This is a genomic window from Rhizobium sp. BK512 (assembly GCF_014194915.1).
Classification (GTDB): Bacteria; Pseudomonadota; Alphaproteobacteria; order Rhizobiales; family Rhizobiaceae; genus Rhizobium.
On sequence record NZ_JACIAS010000007.1, the window covers coordinates 101,140 to 118,242 of the forward strand.

At 58.9% G+C, this 17,103-nt stretch carries 16 protein-coding genes; 10 read left to right on the top strand and 6 right to left on the bottom strand.

The features are described 5' to 3' along the window. Positions 1 to 6 precede the first annotated feature (6 nt). From FHX06_RS23870 to FHX06_RS23885, 4 genes are all read left to right on the top strand, one after another. Complete coding sequence (locus tag FHX06_RS23870; RefSeq protein ID WP_113206081.1) at positions 7 to 471, top strand: hypothetical protein; 465 nt, start codon at positions 7 to 9, stop codon at positions 469 to 471. A 6-nt stretch (positions 472 to 477) separates the two neighbouring features. After that, complete coding sequence (locus tag FHX06_RS23875; RefSeq protein WP_183881130.1) at positions 478 to 1,167, top strand: ABC transporter ATP-binding protein; 690 nt, start codon at positions 478 to 480, stop codon at positions 1,165 to 1,167. Beyond that, a complete protein-coding gene (locus tag FHX06_RS23880) occupies positions 1,164 to 2,417 on the top strand; it encodes an ABC transporter permease (RefSeq protein ID WP_183881132.1) in 1,254 nt (417 codons plus the stop codon). Before FHX06_RS23875 ends, FHX06_RS23880 begins: the two co-directional genes overlap by 4 nt. A 193-nt stretch (positions 2,418 to 2,610) precedes the next feature. After that, the gene (locus FHX06_RS23885; RefSeq protein ID WP_112544935.1) at positions 2,611 to 4,497 is read left to right on the top strand and encodes an MFS transporter; all 1,887 of its coding nucleotides are present in this window, start codon (positions 2,611 to 2,613) and stop codon (positions 4,495 to 4,497) included. An 83-nt stretch (positions 4,498 to 4,580) separates the two neighbouring features. On the opposite strand, the gene lpxE is transcribed toward FHX06_RS23885, so the two are convergent. Continuing rightward, a complete protein-coding gene (gene lpxE, locus FHX06_RS23890) occupies positions 4,581 to 5,315 on the bottom strand; it encodes a lipid A 1-phosphatase LpxE (RefSeq protein WP_183849690.1) in 735 nt (244 codons plus the stop codon). A gap of 196 nt (positions 5,316 to 5,511) precedes the next feature. After that, positions 5,512 to 6,624 (bottom strand): 3-isopropylmalate dehydrogenase, encoded by a 1,113-nt coding sequence (gene leuB, locus FHX06_RS23895; protein WP_112970695.1) that lies wholly within the window; start codon positions 6,622 to 6,624, stop codon positions 5,512 to 5,514. A gap of 181 nt (positions 6,625 to 6,805) precedes the next feature. Here leuB and FHX06_RS23900 point away from each other — a divergent pair, with 181 nt between their 5' ends. After that, positions 6,806 to 7,738, top strand: coding sequence for a pyridoxal-phosphate dependent enzyme (locus FHX06_RS23900; protein WP_113209799.1), 933 nt, complete (start codon positions 6,806 to 6,808; stop codon positions 7,736 to 7,738). A gap of 62 nt (positions 7,739 to 7,800) precedes the next feature. Here FHX06_RS23900 and leuD read toward each other — a convergent pair whose 3' ends face one another. The 3 genes from leuD to FHX06_RS23915 form a co-directional block, all read right to left on the bottom strand. After that, positions 7,801 to 8,409, bottom strand: coding sequence for a 3-isopropylmalate dehydratase small subunit (gene leuD / locus FHX06_RS23905; protein WP_112970697.1), 609 nt, complete (start codon positions 8,407 to 8,409; stop codon positions 7,801 to 7,803). Between the two features lie 146 nt (positions 8,410 to 8,555). Continuing rightward, positions 8,556 to 8,975, bottom strand: coding sequence for a VOC family protein (locus tag FHX06_RS23910; protein WP_112544930.1), 420 nt, complete (start codon positions 8,973 to 8,975; stop codon positions 8,556 to 8,558). Positions 8,976 to 9,085: 110 nt separating this feature from the next. Beyond that, positions 9,086 to 9,316, bottom strand: a complete 231-nt coding sequence (locus FHX06_RS23915; protein WP_007824784.1) for a hypothetical protein — start codon at positions 9,314 to 9,316, stop codon at positions 9,086 to 9,088. A 113-nt stretch (positions 9,317 to 9,429) separates the two neighbouring features. Here FHX06_RS23915 and FHX06_RS23920 point away from each other — a divergent pair, with 113 nt between their 5' ends. Together FHX06_RS23920 and FHX06_RS23925 are read left to right on the top strand one after the other, a co-directional pair. Beyond that, positions 9,430 to 10,335 (top strand): HpcH/HpaI aldolase/citrate lyase family protein, encoded by a 906-nt coding sequence (locus FHX06_RS23920; protein ID WP_113115902.1) that lies wholly within the window; start codon positions 9,430 to 9,432, stop codon positions 10,333 to 10,335. Next, a complete protein-coding gene (locus tag FHX06_RS23925) occupies positions 10,335 to 10,541 on the top strand; it encodes a DUF1737 domain-containing protein (protein WP_112970700.1) in 207 nt (68 codons plus the stop codon). The genes FHX06_RS23920 and FHX06_RS23925 overlap by 1 nt, the downstream gene beginning before the upstream one ends. A gap of 2 nt (positions 10,542 to 10,543) precedes the next feature. On the opposite strand, the gene FHX06_RS23930 is transcribed toward FHX06_RS23925, so the two are convergent. Continuing rightward, positions 10,544 to 10,981: a metallopeptidase family protein gene (locus FHX06_RS23930; RefSeq protein ID WP_007824789.1), complete on the bottom strand. Its 438-nt coding sequence runs from the start codon at positions 10,979 to 10,981 to the stop codon at positions 10,544 to 10,546. Positions 10,982 to 11,143: 162 nt separating this feature from the next. On the opposite strand from FHX06_RS23930, the gene FHX06_RS35665 reads away from it, so the two are divergent. Genes FHX06_RS35665 through FHX06_RS23940 form a run of 3 tightly spaced genes read left to right on the top strand, consistent with a single transcriptional unit; the run spans position 11,144 to position 17,026 of the window. Further along, the gene (locus tag FHX06_RS35665) at positions 11,144 to 12,088 is read left to right on the top strand and encodes an ImuA family protein (protein ID WP_246715624.1); all 945 of its coding nucleotides are present in this window, start codon (positions 11,144 to 11,146) and stop codon (positions 12,086 to 12,088) included. After that, on the top strand, positions 12,060 to 13,550 hold the full coding sequence (locus tag FHX06_RS23935) for a Y-family DNA polymerase (protein WP_281413442.1): 1,491 nt from the start codon (positions 12,060 to 12,062) through the stop codon (positions 13,548 to 13,550). The genes FHX06_RS35665 and FHX06_RS23935 overlap by 29 nt, the downstream gene beginning before the upstream one ends. After that, positions 13,547 to 17,026 carry an error-prone DNA polymerase gene (locus tag FHX06_RS23940; protein ID WP_183881134.1) on the top strand — a complete coding sequence of 1,160 codons (3,480 nt, stop codon included), beginning with the start codon at positions 13,547 to 13,549 and terminating at the stop codon, positions 17,024 to 17,026. The genes FHX06_RS23935 and FHX06_RS23940 overlap by 4 nt, the downstream gene beginning before the upstream one ends. Positions 17,027 to 17,103: the final 77 nt, after the last annotated feature.

Below are 17,103 nucleotides of genomic sequence, written 5' to 3' on the forward strand. Positions count from 1 at the left end.
ACCGCTATGGAAAGGCTCGCTTTGCTGAATCTCAGCCGCCGTCGCCTCATGGGCGTCATGGCTGCGGTTCCCTTCGCTGTCGCCCGGCCTGTGATTGCCGATGATTCCTCGATCAGCTTCGATGAACTCTACGGAAAATTTGGTGTGCTTGGTCTCGAATTTTCCGACAAGGTAAAGCGCCTTGCTGGCAAGGAAATCAGTATCAAGGGCTTCATGGCGCCGCCGTTAAAGGCTGAGGCGCAATTCTTCGTACTTACGGAGATACCGATGTCACTCTGCCCCTTCTGCTCTTCCGACGCAGACTGGCCGGACAATATCGTCGTCGTTTATCTCGGCGAGAAGCAGACCTTCGTACAGCCGAGCCAGACTATCGAAGTGCGTGGCACGCTCGAGTTCGGGTCGTGGAAGGACCCGGAAACCGGCTTTGTAAGCCTGCTGCGTATCCGCCAGGCCGAATATTCCAGCGTCTGAGCATCGATGCTAGCTCTTGAAATCGAACAACTGGCCATGACGTTTCCTGGCCTTTCGGCACCTGCGCTCGCCGTCGATCATCTGTCGATCGACGCGGGCAGCCGTGTCGTGGTTACCGGCGCCTCGGGATCCGGCAAAAGTACCTTCGTCAATATCGTCACCGGACTGGAGCGGGTTTGCGAGGGCCGTGTCCGCTGGAACGGTGAGAATATTGCCGCGCTCTCCGAAAGTCGCCGTGACCGCTTTCGGGCCGCCAATATCGGGTTGGTCATGCAGGAGTTTCACCTTTTCCCCGGCCTGTCCGCTGTCGAAAACGTGCTGTTGCCTGCGCGTCTCGCGCGTGCCGCGACGTCGACGATAATCGAGCGCGCCCACGATCTCCTCCACACTGTCGGTCTTGAGCGCGCCGCACAGAGGATCGAAACCATGTCGCGTGGCGAAATGCAGCGCGTGGCGATTGCCCGGGCGCTCCTGCGCAAACCCGGTGTCATCGTCGCCGACGAACCGACCGCGAGCCTCGATGCCGACAGCGGCGATGCCGTCGGTGATCTGCTGCTCGATCTTGCCATGGCCGAAGGCAGTACCCTGATCGTCGTGTCGCATGATCCCCGCCTCGCCACTCGTTTCGACCGATGCCTGACGTTTCGTTCCGGCCGCATTATCGACGATTCCGCGATCAAGGGAGCGGCCGCATGATCCGCTTCATCCTTGCCGATCTGCGCCGTTTATGGGCCGGCTCTCTCGTTGTTGTACTGCTCGTGGCGCTTGCGACCGCGCTCGGCGTTTCCGTCATCCTGCAGGAAAGGGCTCTTCGTCTCGGCAGTGCGCGGGCGGCCGACAAGTTCGATCTCGTCATCGGCGCGGGCGGCAGCGAGACCCAGCTCGTGCTCTCGTCCGTTTTCCTGCAGCCGTCCGCGCTGCCGCTAATGTCCGGCGACGTCCTGGCAAAACTCGCTGCCGATCCGCGCGTCGAATGGGCTGCCCCCGTTGGTTTCGGCGATTCCTTCTCAGGCTATCCGATCATCGGCACGACGACAGCGTTGACGGAAACGATTTCCGGCGGCTTTTCCGAAGGTCAAGGTTTCGCCAGCGAGGGCGAGGCTGTCATCGGCGCAAGCGTTAACTTGGCTATCGGCAGCGAGATCAAACCGATGCACGGCACGATCGAAACCGGCGGCCATACGCATACGGAACTTGCCTATCGCGTGATCGGGCGCCTACGACCGACAGGCACAGCATGGGACCGGGCCATTCTCGTTCCGATCCAGGCCGTCTGGCATATTCATGGGCTGGAAGCGGGCGAAGAGCACGACCATGACCACGCCGCCACGGAGGGCGCTCATGAGGAAGCCGACCATCATGCGGAGGCTGAAACCCATGCCGGCCTGAACGAGAGCTGGACTGCGGAAACGCCCGGTCTTCCGGCCATCCTCGTCAAGCCGAAGACGATTGCCGATGCCTACAAACTGCGGCAGGACTATCGCAATGGCACGACGATTGCCGTCTTTCCCGGCGAAGTCCTGACCAATCTTTATGCGACGCTCGGTGATGCCAAGCAGTTTCTTGTTGCCGTTGCCTCTGGTGCGCAGGTGCTGGTCGCAGCCTCGCTGATCCTTGTGACTGTCATCCATATCGGCCAGCGCCGCAGGCAGATCGGTGCGCTGCGTGCCTTCGGTGCTCCCCGCAGTGCCATATTCGGTATTGTCTGGCTGGAGTTTTTTATTCTTGTTGCCGCTGGGGTCGGGCTTGGTTTTACACTCGGCTACGGTGCCGCGCTCATTCTTTCCGGCTTCTTCTCGCAAAGCAGTGGCGTCAACCTGCCCGTCGGCTTCGCCCGTGAAGACGGAGCGCTTGCTATAATGCTTCTTGCCTTCGCCACTGTCCTCGCCGCCTTGCCGGCGGTGCTCGCCTATCGGCAGTCTCCGGCCCAGGCTTTGCGGGGGTGAGCATTGCGGCGGGCCTGTTCCGCCATGCTGTGACCATCCATGCACAAAAATTAGACTAAAGTCATAATCCCAAAGCATCCCTCTTTCTGACTCGTCTTTTCTGTCAAACTCTCGTCAGGCGTGTCGTGGCCAGGGGTATGCTTTGAGGAGAGTAGGCCGCGACCGTTGCTCATCACTCTGTGGAGGACAGACAATGGCAAATGTCGCAAGCGTCGACGGTGCGAAAGCCGGTCCGATGACGGGCGAGGAGAAGAAGGTCATCTTCGCCTCGTCGCTCGGCACGGTTTTCGAATGGTATGATTTCTATCTTTATGGTTCGCTCGCCACCTATATCGGCGCGACCTATTTCACCCAGTATCCGGAAGCAACGCGCAACATCTTCACGCTGCTCGCTTTCGCTGCGGGTTTCCTGGTGCGCCCATTCGGCGCGCTGGTCTTCGGCCGTCTAGGCGACCTCGTCGGCCGCAAATACACCTTCCTGATGACCATTCTCATCATGGGCTTCTCGACCTTCCTGGTCGGCATCCTGCCGGGGGCGGCCTCGATCGGCATTGCCGCTCCGATCATCCTGATCGGCTTGCGTCTGCTGCAGGGTCTGGCACTCGGCGGTGAATATGGCGGTGCGGCGACTTATGTTGCCGAACACGCGCCGAACGGCCGTCGCGGTTATTTCACGTCCTGGATCCAGACGACGGCAACGCTCGGTCTCTTCCTGTCGCTGATCGTCATCGTCTCGGTCCAGTCGATCATGGGACCAACTGCCTTCGCCGCCTGGGGCTGGCGTATTCCGTTCCTTGTCTCCGTCGTCCTGCTCGGCATCTCCGTCTGGATCCGGTTGAAGATGAACGAGTCGCCCGCCTTCCAGCGCATGAAGGCCGAAGGCAAGGCATCGAAGGCGCCGTTGACGGAAGCCTTTGGTCAGTGGCGGAATGCCAAGATCGCGCTGATTGCGCTTTTTGGTGCCACCATGGGTCAGGCGGTGGTCTGGTACGGCGGGCAGTTCTATGCCTTGTTCTTCCTGCAGAACGTGCTGAAGGTCGATCTTCAGTCGGCCAATATCATGGTCGCCATCGCACTCTTCCTTGGCACTCCGTTCTTCGTCATCTTCGGCGGACTGTCGGACAAGATCGGCCGCAAGCCGATCATCATGGCGGGTCTTCTAATTGCAGCGGTCACCTACTTCCCGCTGTTCAAGGCGATGACTTATACGGCAAACCCGGCCCTTTACGAGGCGCAGGCGACGATCCGGGCAACGGTTACGGCCGATCCGGCGGATTGCAAATTCCAGTTCAATCCGACCGGTACGTCGAAATTCACCAGCTCCTGCGATATCGCAACGGCGTTCCTGACCAAGAACTCTGTGCCTTATGACGTGGTGCCGGGTCCGGCCGGCCAGCCTGCAACCGTGAAGGTCGGTGACGATACGATCACCAGCTACGACTCCGTTGCAGCCGGTGCTGATGCGGCCAAGACCGGTGCCGCGTTCGAAAAGGGTGTCAATCTTGCCCTTCATGATGCTGGCTACCCGCTGAAGCGCGGTGCTGCCAAGGTTGCCGATGCCAAGCTCGATGCCTTCATCGCTGCCAATCCGGAGCTCACCCTCAATGCCGATGCGATACGTGCCGGCCAGAAGGAAACGCTGCCGGCCGACAAGCTCGTTGCCGGCAAGCTGCTGACGGCGGATGAAGCAAAAAGCGTGACGGATATGGCGGTCTACACGATCCCCGGTGCCGGTTCGTTCGCAATGACGGCCGATCCTGCCCGCGTCAACTGGGTGGGGACGATCGCCATCCTCTTCGTGCTCGTGTTCTACGTGACGATGGTCTACGGCCCGATCGCGGCACTGCTGGTCGAGCTCTTCCCGACCCGCATCCGCTATACCGGCATGTCGCTGCCCTATCATATCGGCAACGGCTGGTTCGGTGGTCTGCTGCCTGCTACGGCCTTCGCGATGAGTGCTGCCGCCGGCAACATCTATTATGGCCTCTGGTATCCGATCGTCTTCGCAGCGATCACGCTGGTCATCGGTATTCTGTTCCTGCCGGAAACCAAGAACCGCGATATTCACGCAATGGATTGAGACGCGGTGGATATCCTGAAATCAAAGACCCGGCGCCCGAAAGGCGCCGGGTTTTTCATGTGTCATTTTCTCATGCGCATCTCTTATGCGTCCGGGAAGTATCGCTTGGACATCGGCCAGCCGTCCGGCGCGAGCCTGAAAAGCAGGCCGTAGCGGGCATAGACGATCGCCGTCAGCAGCGAGAACCAGGCGCCGAAGGCGAGGCCGGCTATGACATCGCTCGGATAGTGCGCGCCGACCATGACACGCGTCATGCCGAGCCAGATGGCGCCGGCGATGAAGGGAACTCGGTAGCGCGGGAAGAGCAACGCGAAGGCGGCAAAGAAAGCGCCTACCGTGGTCGAATGGCCTGACGGAAAACTCTCCAATGCAGCACGGCCGGAGAAGGGCGTGAAGGAAAGCACGCCGAGATCCTGGAAATGTTCAGGGCGCGCACGACCGATCGTGCGTTTCAGAAGATTTGCAAGCAGGCCGGAAAAGACGACAGTCGTGAACAGATAGGCGCCGATCCAGCTCACATAGAGCGCCTGGGCTCTTGCCTTTGCGCTTTTCAAGAGTTTGTAGCCGGCTCTGCCGTGAAAGAAGAGCAGGACACTGGTGAGGATCAGCCAGGCGGAATCGCCGAAATCGGTCAACATTTCCCCAAAGCGCTGAATGGGTTCCGGCAGGTGACCGGCACCAATCGGTGCATCGAAGATCAGCATGGAAAGGATGACGGCATTCAGGGTAACGAAAAGGCATGCGCGCCAGCGCAATGGTGGCATGACGCATCTATTTCTGCGCCAGCGCCTGTCCAGTGAGACTAAAAGTGCCCGCATCCATACTACCCATATAATCCTTTAGGAGTAGGAATAGGCAGTGAAGATGCACAGGATTACGACAGAGACCGGGTTTGGTCAGATAATTCTCTTCGATCCTGGTAACGACCGCTCTTGGCGCTGATGGATGAGACCGTGCCAAATAAAAGGCCCTCCGCACGGGTGCGAAGGGCCGAAAAACGTTTCACGTGAAATATCAGGCGGAAAGCGCCTTGAATTCGGCGAGGATGGCTTCGCCCATTTCGACGGTGCCGACCTGGCGGCTGCCCTGTGCCATGATGTCGCCAGTGCGGATGCCCTTGTCGAGCACGTTTGCTATCGCCTTTTCCAGGTTATCCGCTTCCTTGACCATGTTGAAGGAGTAGCGAAGGCACATGGCGAAAGAGGCGATCATGGCGATCGGGTTGGCGATACCCTTGCCGGCGATATCGGGCGCCGAGCCGTGCACCGGCTCATAGAGCGCCTTGCGCTTGCCGGTCTTGCCGTCCGGGGCGCCGAGCGAGGCAGACGGCAGCATGCCGAGTGAGCCCGTGAGCATGGCGGCCACGTCGGAGAGCATGTCGCCGAAGAGGTTGTCGGTGACGATGACGTCGAACTGCTTCGGCTGGCGCACGAGCTGCATGCCGCCGGCATCGGCCAGCATATGCTCAAGCTGGACGTCGGAATATTTCGCCTTGTGGGTTTCCGTCACGACCTGGTTCCAGAGCACGCCCGACTTCATGACGTTGCGCTTTTCCATGGAGCAGACGCGGTTGTTGCGAGTGCGGGCCATTTCAAAGGCGACGCCGGCAATGCGCTCGATTTCGTAGGTATCGTAAACCTGGGTATCGATACCGCGCTTCTGGCCGTTGCCAAGGTCGATGATTTCCTTCGGCTCGCCGAAATAGACGCCGCCCGTCAGTTCACGGATGATGAGGATGTCGAGGCCTTCGACCAGTTCCGGCTTCAGCGAGGAAGCGGAAGCAAGCGCCGGATAGCAGATTGCAGGGCGCAGGTTTGCGAAGAGTTCCAAGTCCTTGCGCAGGCGCAGCAGGCCGGCTTCCGGGCGAACTTCATAGGGAACGCTATCCCACTTCGGGCCGCCGACGGCACCGAAGAGCACGGCATCGGCAGCAAGCGCCTTCTTCATGTCGTCTTCGGAGATCGCCGCACCATGCGCATCGTAAGCAGAACCGCCAACGAGGCCTTCATCGGTGACGAAACCGGCATTCATCGCTTCGTTCATGTAAGCGATGATCTTGCGGACCTCGCCCATCGCTTCGGGGCCGATGCCGTCGCCCGGCAGCAGGAAAAGATTGCGCACTGTCATGAAAGCCTCCGCGGAAAAACAAGCTGCGGCTTCTTAGACCCCGGAAATGGGCATTTCAAGCGAGAGAAGGGGTGAATCGGTACGCCTGGCTTGGTGTCATGTGATGTCCGACACGGTTGCTCCCGTGCTCGCAAACGGGCTAGAACGATAACCCTGCCCATTCTTTTTCGGATATTCGTCCATGTCTTTCGCGCCTCTCCATCTCGACACGCCTCTCTTCCAGACGGCACCTGATTACAGCGCCAGTGGCAAGCCGCTCTGGCTGAAGCTCGATGCGCTGCAGCCTTCCGGCAGCTTCAAGCTTCGCGGTGTAGGCCGGCTTTGCCAGCATGAGGTTCAAAACGGCGCGCGGGAGATCTTCTGCGCTTCGGGCGGCAATGCCGGCATTGCCGCGGCCTATGCCGGACGGGCGCTCGGCGTGCCTGTTACCATCGTCGTGCCCGAGACGACCGCGCCGGACGTGCGACGGACGATTGCCGCAACAGGTGCCAAGGTGCTCGTCCATGGATCTGTCTTCGACGAGGCTAATGCGCATGCAATCGCTCTCGCTGAGAGCCGCAAGGCAACCTATGTGCATCCTTTCGATCATCCGCTCCTGTGGGATGGCCATGCCACGCTTATCGACGAGGTGGTGGCGAAAGGGGCCAAATTCGACTGCGTCGTTACCAGCGTTGGCGGCGGCGGGTTGCTTGCCGGAATCGTCGAGGGACTGAGGCGGAATGGGATTTCCGACGTGCCTGTCATTGCCGTCGAGACGGAGGGAGCGGCATCATTTCATGCCAGCCTCAAGGCCAACGAGCGTATTTCGCTACCGGCCATTACATCGATTGCCACCTCACTCGGCGCACGGCAGGTGGCGCAGCATGTTTTCGATCTGCCAAAGCACCATCCGATTGAAAGTGTTCTCGTCAGCGATGCCGATGCCGTTGCCGCCTGCCGGAAATTTGCCGATGCGCAGCGCATCCTGGTCGAACCGGCCTGTGGTGCAGCACTTGCCGTTGCCGATATCCACGCTGGCCTGCTGTCGCGCTTTAATAATCCGCTCATCGAAGTCTGTGGCGGTATCGGCGTGTCGCTCGAAAAGCTTGACCTCTGGAAAGGGAAATTTCTCTGAGACCAGGGCAAGAAAAAGCCGGGCAGAAAGCCCGGCTTGATCTAAAAGCAATTTGATAGGGCTCAGGCAGCCCAGGGGTGCGAAGCGGCGTTCTTCTTTTCGAATTCGTCGATCGCCTTGCCCTTTTCCATGGTCAGGCCGATATCGTCGAGGCCGTTCAGCAGGCAGTGACGCTTGAATTCGTCGAGATCGAACTTGATCGAGCCGCCGTCCGGACCGGTGATTTCGAGGTTTTCGAGGTCGACGCTCAGAACGGCGTTGGAACCGCGTTCGGCGTCGTCCATCAGCTTGTCGAGGTCTTCCTGACTGACCTTGATCGGCAGGATGCCGTTCTTGAAACAGTTGTTGTAGAAGATGTCGGCGAAGCTGGTGGAGATCACGCAGCGGATACCGAAATCGAGCAGTGCCCACGGAGCATGTTCGCGCGAGGAGCCGCAACCGAAATTGTCGCCGGCAACCAGGATCTTTGCCTCGCGGTATGCCGGCTTGTTCAGCACGAAATCAGGGTTTTCGGAACCGTCTTCATTGTAGCGGGCTTCGGCGAAAAGGCCCTTGCCAAGGCCGGTGCGCTTGATGGTCTTCAGATAGTCCTTCGGAATGATCATGTCGGTGTCGATATTGACGACCGGCAGGGGCGCTGCAACGCCCGTGAGCTTCACGAATTTATCCATGACCCATGCTCCATTTCAGCAAAACGTACTTTCTGAATTTGCATCTATTCCAGTTTTCCGCCGAAATGAAGAAGAATCTTTCGCCGATGCAGGCCACGCGACGTTTCGCGTGGCCTGCCGATTGCGTATGTCTTCTTACTAGGCCTTTACTTGGATGGGGCGTTCAGGCCCCAGAGCACGCCGAACGGATCACGAAGCTGGCCGTAGCGATCGCCCCAGAACATCAGTTCGACCGGCATGACCACTTCGGCGCCGGCAGCCACCGCGCGATCCCACCAGAAATCGATATCATCGATGACAAGCTGGATGGCGAAACCTTCATGGCCTTTGAAGGGATGACCGTATTCCGGATAGGCATCCGACAGCATTAGCGAGCTGCCGTTGATATAGAGGTGTATATGCATCGTACGGCCGCTTTCATCGGGCGGCACGATATAGGCCTGTTCGGCGCCGAAAGCCTTCTTGTAGAATTCCGCAGCCTTTGCCGCGCCATCGACCGTCAGATAAGGAAGCAGGCCATTCTTGACCGGCGGCATCTTGGCCTGGTTGCTCTCCATCGCGTCCATGCTCGTCCTCCATTCGTTTTTTGAAGTGCCGGCTGAATGCTCGGCTGCTTCAAGGACGTAGCAAGGGAGTGTGAGCCGACAATGTCGGTCAGAATTTTCAGGAAAAGCGATCAGAGATCGATGATGGTGCCGCGGCCGTCGTTCCAGATGCGCATTTCGCGCTTGCCGTCGGCGCGGGCGCGGACGGGAGCGGGCTTCATCTTCATCGAAAGGGCGCGACCGACCATGAGCACGGTCAGGATGCCGCCAACGGCGAGCGTGACCGAGAAGGTGAGAAGCAGCATGGCTACGAAAACCGTGGCGCCGGCAAGCATGAAGAAGATGGAGCGAATGTTCTGCATTGGTTAGAGACCTTTCTACGGAAAGGAATGTGGTCCTTCTTTTTTCTCTCTGCAAGCCAAGCATGGCTTTTTGTTGTCTTGCCGGGTTTTGCGAAGCTTGGCACTAATAATCCATGAGCCGAACACCACCTCTCCGTTCCCTGCGTCTGCGCCGCTCTGTACTGAGCGTGCCCGCCATCAATGCGCGGGCGCTTGAAAAGACCTATTCCCTTGATTGCGATGCAGTTATTTTCGATCTGGAGGATTCCGTAGCCCCCGATAAGAAAGCGGAAGCCCGAGACAATCTGAAAGCTTTTTTTGCCGGACCGCCGCTTGAGGGCAAGGAAAGGATCATCCGCATCAACTCTTTGTCATCCGGATACGGGCTGGCGGATCTGGAACTGATAAAGACATTATCGCCCGATGCCGTTCTCCTGCCGAAGGTGGACGAACCGCAGGACGTCATGGCCATCGGTGATCTGCTTGCCGAAGCCTATGCGCCGGACGAATTGCGCATCTGGGCGATGATCGAGACGCCGCGCGGCGTGCTGAATGCCGCAGCAATCGCCGAATCCGGCCGCACACCGGGATCGCGGCTCGATTGCCTGGTCGTCGGGCTCAACGATCTGCGCAAGGAAACGGGCGTCTTGCCGCAGCCAGGGCGGACCTATCTCGTGCCCTGGCTGATGCAGGTCGTTCTGGCGGTAAAAGCCTACGGTCTCGATGCGCTCGACAGCGTGTTCAACGATTTCCGGGATGGCAATGGCTTCGATGCCGAATGCGGGCAGGGCCGTGCCATGGGTTTTGCCGGCAAGATGCTGATCCACCCGACGCAGATTGCAGCCGCCAACGTGCATTTCGGACCTGACGAGGAGGAGATCGCGGAGGCGGAGGCCATCATCGCCGCCTTTGCCGACCCGGCGACCGATGGGCTCAACGTCATTAATGCGAACGGGCGGATGATCGAGCGGCTGCATCTTGTCCAGGCGGAAGCTCTGGTCCATAAAGCGCACCTGATTTCCGCAAGAAAGCCCGCCTGATGAAACTCTACCGCTTCCTGACCGGTCCCGACGACGCTTCCTTCTGCCACAAGGTGACGGCTGCGCTGAACAAGGGCTGGTCGCTGTCGGGCTCGCCCACCTATAGCTTCAACGCTGCGACCGGCCAGATGCAGTGTGGCCAGGCCGTCGTCAAGGACGTCGAGGGTAAGGATTATCACCCGGACATGAAGCTGTCCGAGCAATAAGGTCAGCGTTCGGCCGCTTCTTCGGCGCTTGCCTCGATGCGTTCCATGTCATCGTCGCTGAGGCCGAAGTGGTGGCCGATCTCATGGATCAGCACATGGGTGATGATGTCGCCCAGCGTTTCGTCGTTTTCGGCCCAGTAATCGAGGATCGGACGGCGATAGAGGCGGATGCGGTTCGGCATCTCGCCGGTTTCCACGGTAAAGCGCTCCGAAATGCCGCGTCCCTCGAAAAGGCCGAGCAGGTCAAAGGGTGTTTCAAGCGCCATATCCTCGAAAACTTCGTCATCGGGGAAGTCTTCGATTTCGATGGTCAGATTGGTCGTCAGCTTGCGAAATTCGTCCGGCAGATGGCTGTAGGCCTCCATTGCCAGCGACTCGAAGGTGCTGATCGTCGGCGCATGGCGATCCCGCCAATCATCGCTCCGGTCTACGTGGGCCATGAATATTCCTTCCTTTGCCGGCCCATATAGAACCTTTATCGCCGATTTTCGAGTGCGGAATCAAAGGCAGGAATAAATTCTTATAAAATGACGGTTGACTCTTTATTAGAGCTCTGGAATCCATAGGAACATAACAGGAACAAGACGAATGGAGAGACCGCCATGGCGCAGACCGCCCTGGCGCGCGAGCGGCTTTTTGCGCTCCGCGAAACCATTGCCCGACTGGAGGGAAAGTCCGCGCCGGCGCTAGCCGCAGCGGAACGGGAAGCCCTGTCGGAAGGGCGCGAGAGGCGGCAGGGGCGCATTATGCCGCGCCTGCCTTTCGGTGTGGAGCAGTTCGATGACGCCTTGGAAGGTGGCCTTCAGCTCGATGCAATTACCGAATTTCGCGCGGCGAGTTCTTGCGATGCAGGGGCGGCAAGTGGTCTGGCGATGGCCATTGCGGCGCGATTGCAGAAGCAGGAGGAGGAGACCAGCAGGCTGCTGCCGCTGCTCTGGATCGGTGATGTTGTCGGCACATTGGAGGCGGGGCGCCCTTATGCTCCGGGGCTGAGGGATTTCGGGCTGAAGCCGGAGAGGTTTTTCCATGCCGCGCCGCGCAAGCTGGAAGATGCGCTCTGGCTGGCGGAAGCAGCCATCGAAAGTGCTGCCTTCTCGGCCGTCGTCTTCGAAGTGCGCGGCAATCCCCTGCATTTCGGCTTGACCGAAAGCCGCCGGCTCAGTCTCAGGGCGCGTGCGGTGCAGCGTCCGCTCTTTCTCCTCCGGCAGGCGGGAGAGGAGGAAGCGAGCAGTGCCGCCTTCCGCCTGCATGTCGAGCCGGCGCCGTCGGATCTGCGACCGTTGCCGGACGGATCAAAACTTTCCGGCAGCATCGGCAATCCGATTTTCCGTCTCACGCTGGAGAAGAGCCGCAATCCGGCCCCGCTCTCCTTTCTTCTGGAGTGGAACCCCCATGAACGCGAATTTCTCCCCGTCAACGAACCAAGCTTCGCTCGCCCTCCAGGCGAACAATCAACGCATTCTGTCGCTCAGCTTTCCGCATCTGCCAACGGACCGTATCGCCCGCAGGCGATGGGGGCTGTCCTGGCGTTCGAAAGGGCGTCCTGAAGCGGCGGCCCCACTCGTCTGTTCCGGCAAGCTCAACAATGCCATGCGGCTGACGGCGCTGGATGAATTCGCCGAGAAGCTGGGATTGCGGAAGGAGCAGGGCGTTGCCGAGGCGCGCGCCATGTATCCGGCGCTCGATGTCGTGGAAGAGGATCCTGCGGCCGACCGCCGGCTGCTGGAGGCGATTGCTGACTGGTGCGACCGCTATACGCCGATGGTGGCGCTCGACGGCAAGGATGGGCTGTTTCTGGATATTACCGGCTGCGCTCATCTCTTCGGCGGGGAAAGGGCGCTGCTTCAGGATATCCTGTCACGGCTCTTTCATATGGGGCTTGATGCGCGGGGCGCGATCTCCTCGTCGCCTGGTCTTTCCTGGGCTGTCTCCCGTTTCGGACAGGGTGGCGTCGTGGATGACGAGGAGAGTGAGCGCATGCTGATGCCGCTGCCCGTCGCGGCCCTGCGGCTGGAAGGCCAGACTGTCGATGCCTTAAGGAAGCTCGGTCTCAAATATGTCGGTGACGTTATCCATGCGCCGCGGGCGCCGCTGACCCGCCGCTTCGGGCCGGCACTGCTGCTGCGCCTCGATCAGGCGCTGGGCCATGAAGAGGAGCCGATTTCGCCCCGGCTTCCCGTTGCCAGCCTCTCTTCCGAATGTCGCCTGGCCGAGCCGATCGGAACGGAGGAACAGATCCTCGCCGTTACCGGGCAGGTTGCCATATCACTGAAACCCTCTCTGGAAGCGCGTGGCGCCGGCGGGCGGGTGTTCGAACTGGTGCTGTTTCGTGTCGATGGCAGGGTTTACCGCATTTCCGTCGGGGCCTCGCGGCCGCTTCGCGAACCGAAGCTTATAGCGGGATTATTTTCCGAGCGCCTACAGGTGATCTATGACGATATCGACGCCGGCTATGGTTTTGAGATCCTGCGCCTGAATGTATTGCGGCATGATCCGTTCAACGATGCGCAGGGTGATTTCGAGGGAGATCGACAGGGGGAAATCTCGCTTTCGAGTTTTGTCGACCGTGTCGCGGCCCGGCTTGGCGCGGATTGCCTGCAGAGCTTCCAGCTTCGGGAGAGCCACGTGCCGGAGCGCGCCGTCATAACGGTACCGGCAATGGAGAACCTTCCGGCACGGCGCAAATCAGAGCAGAGGCGCGCGCTGCCTTTTCGTGAGGAACGTCCGCTGCGGCTCTTTGCAACGCCGGAGCCGGTCGAGGTCGCATTTGCCGAAGTGCCTGACGGCGCGCCGCAGACCTTCCGCTGGCGGCGCCTGCAGCATCAGGTGGCAAGAAGCGAAGGCCCTGAACGAATTGCCATGGAATGGTGGATCGATGGCGATGATGCCGAAGCGCGGGATTATTTCCGGATCGAGGATGAGGCCGGTCACCGCTTCTGGATCTATCGCCGGGGTCTCTATGGAGACAGCCCCGATCCTCGCTGGTTCATGCATGGGGTCTTTGCATGAAACCCGAACCGGCATTTTTCGAGATCGGCGCGAAGACGAATTTCTCGTTCCTAGAAGGCGCTTCGAAGCCTGAAGAGATGGTCGTACAGGCGGCCTGCCTGAAGCTCGGCGGTCTCGGCATCGCGGACCGGAATTCGGTTGCCGGCGTGGTGCGGGCCCATGCGCAGGCACAGCAGCTTGAGGAGAGATACAGGAACAGGGATGCGATTTTAGCCGAAGCGAAGAAGAAGGGAAAAACGGAGATCATTTTCGATCCTATCCGGGTTCAGCCGGGTGCCCGCTTCGTTTTTTCGGATGGAACACCTGATGTCCTTGCCTATCCGTGCAACCGAAAAGGTTGGGCAAATCTCTGCCGTCTGCTCAGTGCCGGCAATCTGAAGGAAGAAGCGGTCAAGGGAACCTGCATCCTGACGGAAGCGGAGCTTATGGAATGGGGTGACGAGATGATGCTCGCCCTCGTCCCCGATCGGGCTGTCGTAAATGATCCGGGTTGCCAGCCTGCTCTTGAAGAATATCTGGACCGGTTCCGCAAACGGTTCCGCAAGGCGTTTTTCATGGCGCTGTCACCAGCCTATGACGGCCGCGACCGGCAGGCCTTTGCGGTCCTTTCCATGCTTGCCGCCCGCAACCGGGTGCCTCTGATTGCGACCAATCAGCCGCTCTATCATAACACGGAGCGCCGGCCGCTTTCGGATATCGTGATCGCCATACGGGAGCATGTGGAGATATCGGAAGCCGGATTCCTTCTGGCACCGAATGCAGAGCGCTATCTCAAGGATTCACGTGAAATATCGAGGATCTTCCGGGATTATCCGGATGCGGTCGAGAATGCGCAGCTGTTCTTCGGGAAGCTGAGCTTTTCGCTGAATGAATTGAAGCACAATTATCCGCCTGAAAACGATCCTGGCGAAACACCCCAGGAGACGCTTGAGAGGCTTACCAGAGCGGGTGCGATAAAGCGCTACCCTGATGAGGTTCCGAAAAAGGTTGATGAACAGATCGCCTACGAGTTGGATCTGATTAAGCGCAAGAATTACGCCTCGTACTTTCTGACGGTCCATAAGATCATTCATCACGCCCGCCATGTGCTCAAGGTCCTCTGTCAGGGACGTGGTTCGGCGGCCAACTCAGTCATTTGCTATTGCCTTGAGATCACGGAAGTCGATCCTACAAAGACCACGCTTCTCTTCGACCGGTTCATTTCGATGGATCGGGACGAACCGCCCGATATCGATGTCGATTTCGAGCATGAACGGCGGGAAGATGTCATTCAATCCATTTATGAAAGATACGGTCATGAGCATGCCGGTCTGACAGCAGCTGTTACTAGCTACCGCACCCGTTCGGCCGGTCGCGAGGTCGCCAAGGCCTTCGGTCTGTCGGAAGATGTCCAGTCGGCAATCAGCAGTCTGGTCTGGAGTTGGTCCGAGGACAATCTTTCGGAACGGGATGCGAAGGCGGCCGGCCTCGATATGAAGGATCGGGTGACGTGGAACGTGCTGAAATACGCCTCCGAGCTTTTGAGCTTTCCGCGTCACCTTACCCAGCATGTCGGCGGTTTCGTTATTACGCGAGACCGGCTCGATGAGGTGGTGCCGATCATGAAGACGGCAATGCCGGATCGCTACATGATCGAGTGGGACAAGGATGACCTCGATAATGTCCAGATCCTCAAGGTGGATGTGCTGGCGCTTGGTATGCTGACTTGCCTGCGAAGGGCCTTCACGCTGCTTGAACTACACTACGATGTAAAGAAGACGCTCGCTGATCTCGGCAATAAGGAGCATGGAGAGGAGGGTGAGCCCGTCTACGACATGATGGGCCGCGCCGATACGCTTGGCGTTTTCCAGATCGAAAGCCGAGCTCAGATGAGCATGCTGCCGCGCCTAAAACCACGCGTGTTTTATGACCTTGTCATTGAAGTGGCGATTGTCCGGCCAGGGCCAATTCAAGGCAACATGGTACATCCTTATCTGAAGCGTAGAGAGTTGCGGGATAAGAATCTTCCCATCGAATATCCAAGTGAGAAACTAAAAACTGTTCTTGAAAGAACCCTTGGGGTTCCCCTGTTTCAGGAGCAGGCCATGCAGATCGCCATTACCGCAGCAGACTTTGAACCAGCAGAAGCAGATCGGCTCCGACGGTCGATGGCGACATTCAAGAGAACCGGCACCATTGATAGTTTCCAAAAACGGTTCGTGGATGGAATGATCAAAAATGGCTACGACCCTGAGTTCGCGGAGCAATGTTTCAACCAGATCAAGGGTTTTGGTGAATATGGCTTTCCAGAGAGCCATGCGGCCTCATTTGCTCTGCTCGTCTATGCATCCTCGTGGCTGAAAGCCTATTATCCCGACGTCTTCTGCGCGGCGATGCTGAATTCGCAGCCGATGGGTTTTTATGCGCCGGCGCAACTGGTGCGGGATGCACGTGAGCATGGGGTGAAAATCCTGCCGGCAGATGTCAATCTGTCGAATTGGGAGTGTACGCTTGAAGAGGCGGCTTTTGAGCCGGCAGCAATCGATTTTCGCCACGGCGAGATGCGGGATATCATCAAGACTCGCCATGCTGTTCGGCTTGGTCTTCTGCAGATCAAGGGTGTTTCCTCTAAAGATATGGGAAAGCTCGTCGAAAACCGCGGTGAGAGTTACCATTCTGTACGTGACCTCTGGTTACGCTCCGGCCTGCAGAAATCTGTCATCGAACGGCTGGCAGATGCAGATGCTTTTCAATCCATCGGACTATCACGACGCCAAGCGTTGTGGGCGGTCCGAGCACTGGATGTGAAAAGCGCGACTGAGGAACTGCCGCTCTTCGAGAAGGTTCGCCACATCGATCTTCAGCCTGAGCCGGCTGCCAAACTCCCTGACATGCTGCCGGGCGAACACGTCATCGAGGATTACCGCTACCTGTCGCTCTCTTTGAAAGGGCATCCCGTTTCCTTCCTGCGTGAAGAGCTAGGCAGGACGGGCGTCACGCGCAATGTCGATCTGCTTCGCGTTACGAATGGGAGGCGCGTGATCATCGCGGGATTGGTGCTGGTACGCCAGCAGCCGGGTTCCGCGAAAGGTGTGATCTTCATGACGCTGGAGGACGAGACCGGCGTTGCCAATGCCATCGTCTGGAAGAAAGTCTTCGAAAAATACCGCGCCGTGGTCATGGGCGCCCGGCTCGTGAAAATCTATGGCAAATTACAAAGCCAGAGCGGCGTCATCCATACCGTTGTCGAACATATCGAGGATATGACGCCGCTGCTCGGTATCCTTCAGCGAGAGACGAAACGCTTCGGCGTCAGCGAACGCTCGGACGAGGTGTTGCGCGCGACACAGGATCACCGGCAGCGGAAGGAGGCGGATAGCCTGGCGCGGGACAACCTGCTCAGGAAGATCGGCGAGAAAAGACCATCAGAGAGGGCGAGGGACGGTGATATCGCGGAGACCGCGAGCGTGATGCCGCGCGGGCGCAATTTCCACTGATTGATCCTCGCGGCCTGGAAATTGATGTTTCTTAAGGACTTACGAACAAGCTCGCCAGTGTGTGATGTCCCGCGGCG

Excerpts from the sequence above, each read along its gene's own strand:
- FHX06_RS23930 (WP_007824789.1), bottom strand. The coding sequence starts at position 10,981 with ATGGCCCACGTAGACCGGAGCGATGATTGGCGGGATCGCCATGCGCCG.
- FHX06_RS23880 (WP_183881132.1), top strand. The coding sequence starts at position 1,164 with ATGATCCGCTTCATCCTTGCCGATCTGCGCCGTTTATGGGCCGGCTCT.
- FHX06_RS23900 (WP_113209799.1), top strand. The coding sequence starts at position 6,806 with ATGTCTTTCGCGCCTCTCCATCTCGACACGCCTCTCTTCCAGACGGCA.
- leuB (WP_112970695.1), bottom strand. The coding sequence starts at position 6,624 with ATGACAGTGCGCAATCTTTTCCTGCTGCCGGGCGACGGCATCGGCCCC.
- FHX06_RS23910 (WP_112544930.1), bottom strand. The coding sequence starts at position 8,975 with ATGGACGCGATGGAGAGCAACCAGGCCAAGATGCCGCCGGTCAAGAAT.
- FHX06_RS23885 (WP_112544935.1), top strand. The coding sequence starts at position 2,611 with ATGGCAAATGTCGCAAGCGTCGACGGTGCGAAAGCCGGTCCGATGACG.
- FHX06_RS23920 (WP_113115902.1), top strand. The coding sequence starts at position 9,430 with ATGAGCCGAACACCACCTCTCCGTTCCCTGCGTCTGCGCCGCTCTGTA.
- FHX06_RS35665 (WP_246715624.1), top strand. The coding sequence starts at position 11,144 with ATGGCGCAGACCGCCCTGGCGCGCGAGCGGCTTTTTGCGCTCCGCGAA.
- FHX06_RS23915 (WP_007824784.1), bottom strand. The coding sequence starts at position 9,316 with ATGCAGAACATTCGCTCCATCTTCTTCATGCTTGCCGGCGCCACGGTT.
- lpxE (WP_183849690.1), bottom strand. The coding sequence starts at position 5,315 with ATGCGGGCACTTTTAGTCTCACTGGACAGGCGCTGGCGCAGAAATAGA.
- FHX06_RS23870 (WP_113206081.1), top strand. The coding sequence starts at position 7 with ATGGAAAGGCTCGCTTTGCTGAATCTCAGCCGCCGTCGCCTCATGGGC.
- FHX06_RS23925 (WP_112970700.1), top strand. The coding sequence starts at position 10,335 with ATGAAACTCTACCGCTTCCTGACCGGTCCCGACGACGCTTCCTTCTGC.
- FHX06_RS23940 (WP_183881134.1), top strand. The coding sequence starts at position 13,547 with ATGAAACCCGAACCGGCATTTTTCGAGATCGGCGCGAAGACGAATTTC.
- FHX06_RS23875 (WP_183881130.1), top strand. The coding sequence starts at position 478 with ATGCTAGCTCTTGAAATCGAACAACTGGCCATGACGTTTCCTGGCCTT.
- leuD (WP_112970697.1), bottom strand. The coding sequence starts at position 8,409 with ATGGATAAATTCGTGAAGCTCACGGGCGTTGCAGCGCCCCTGCCGGTC.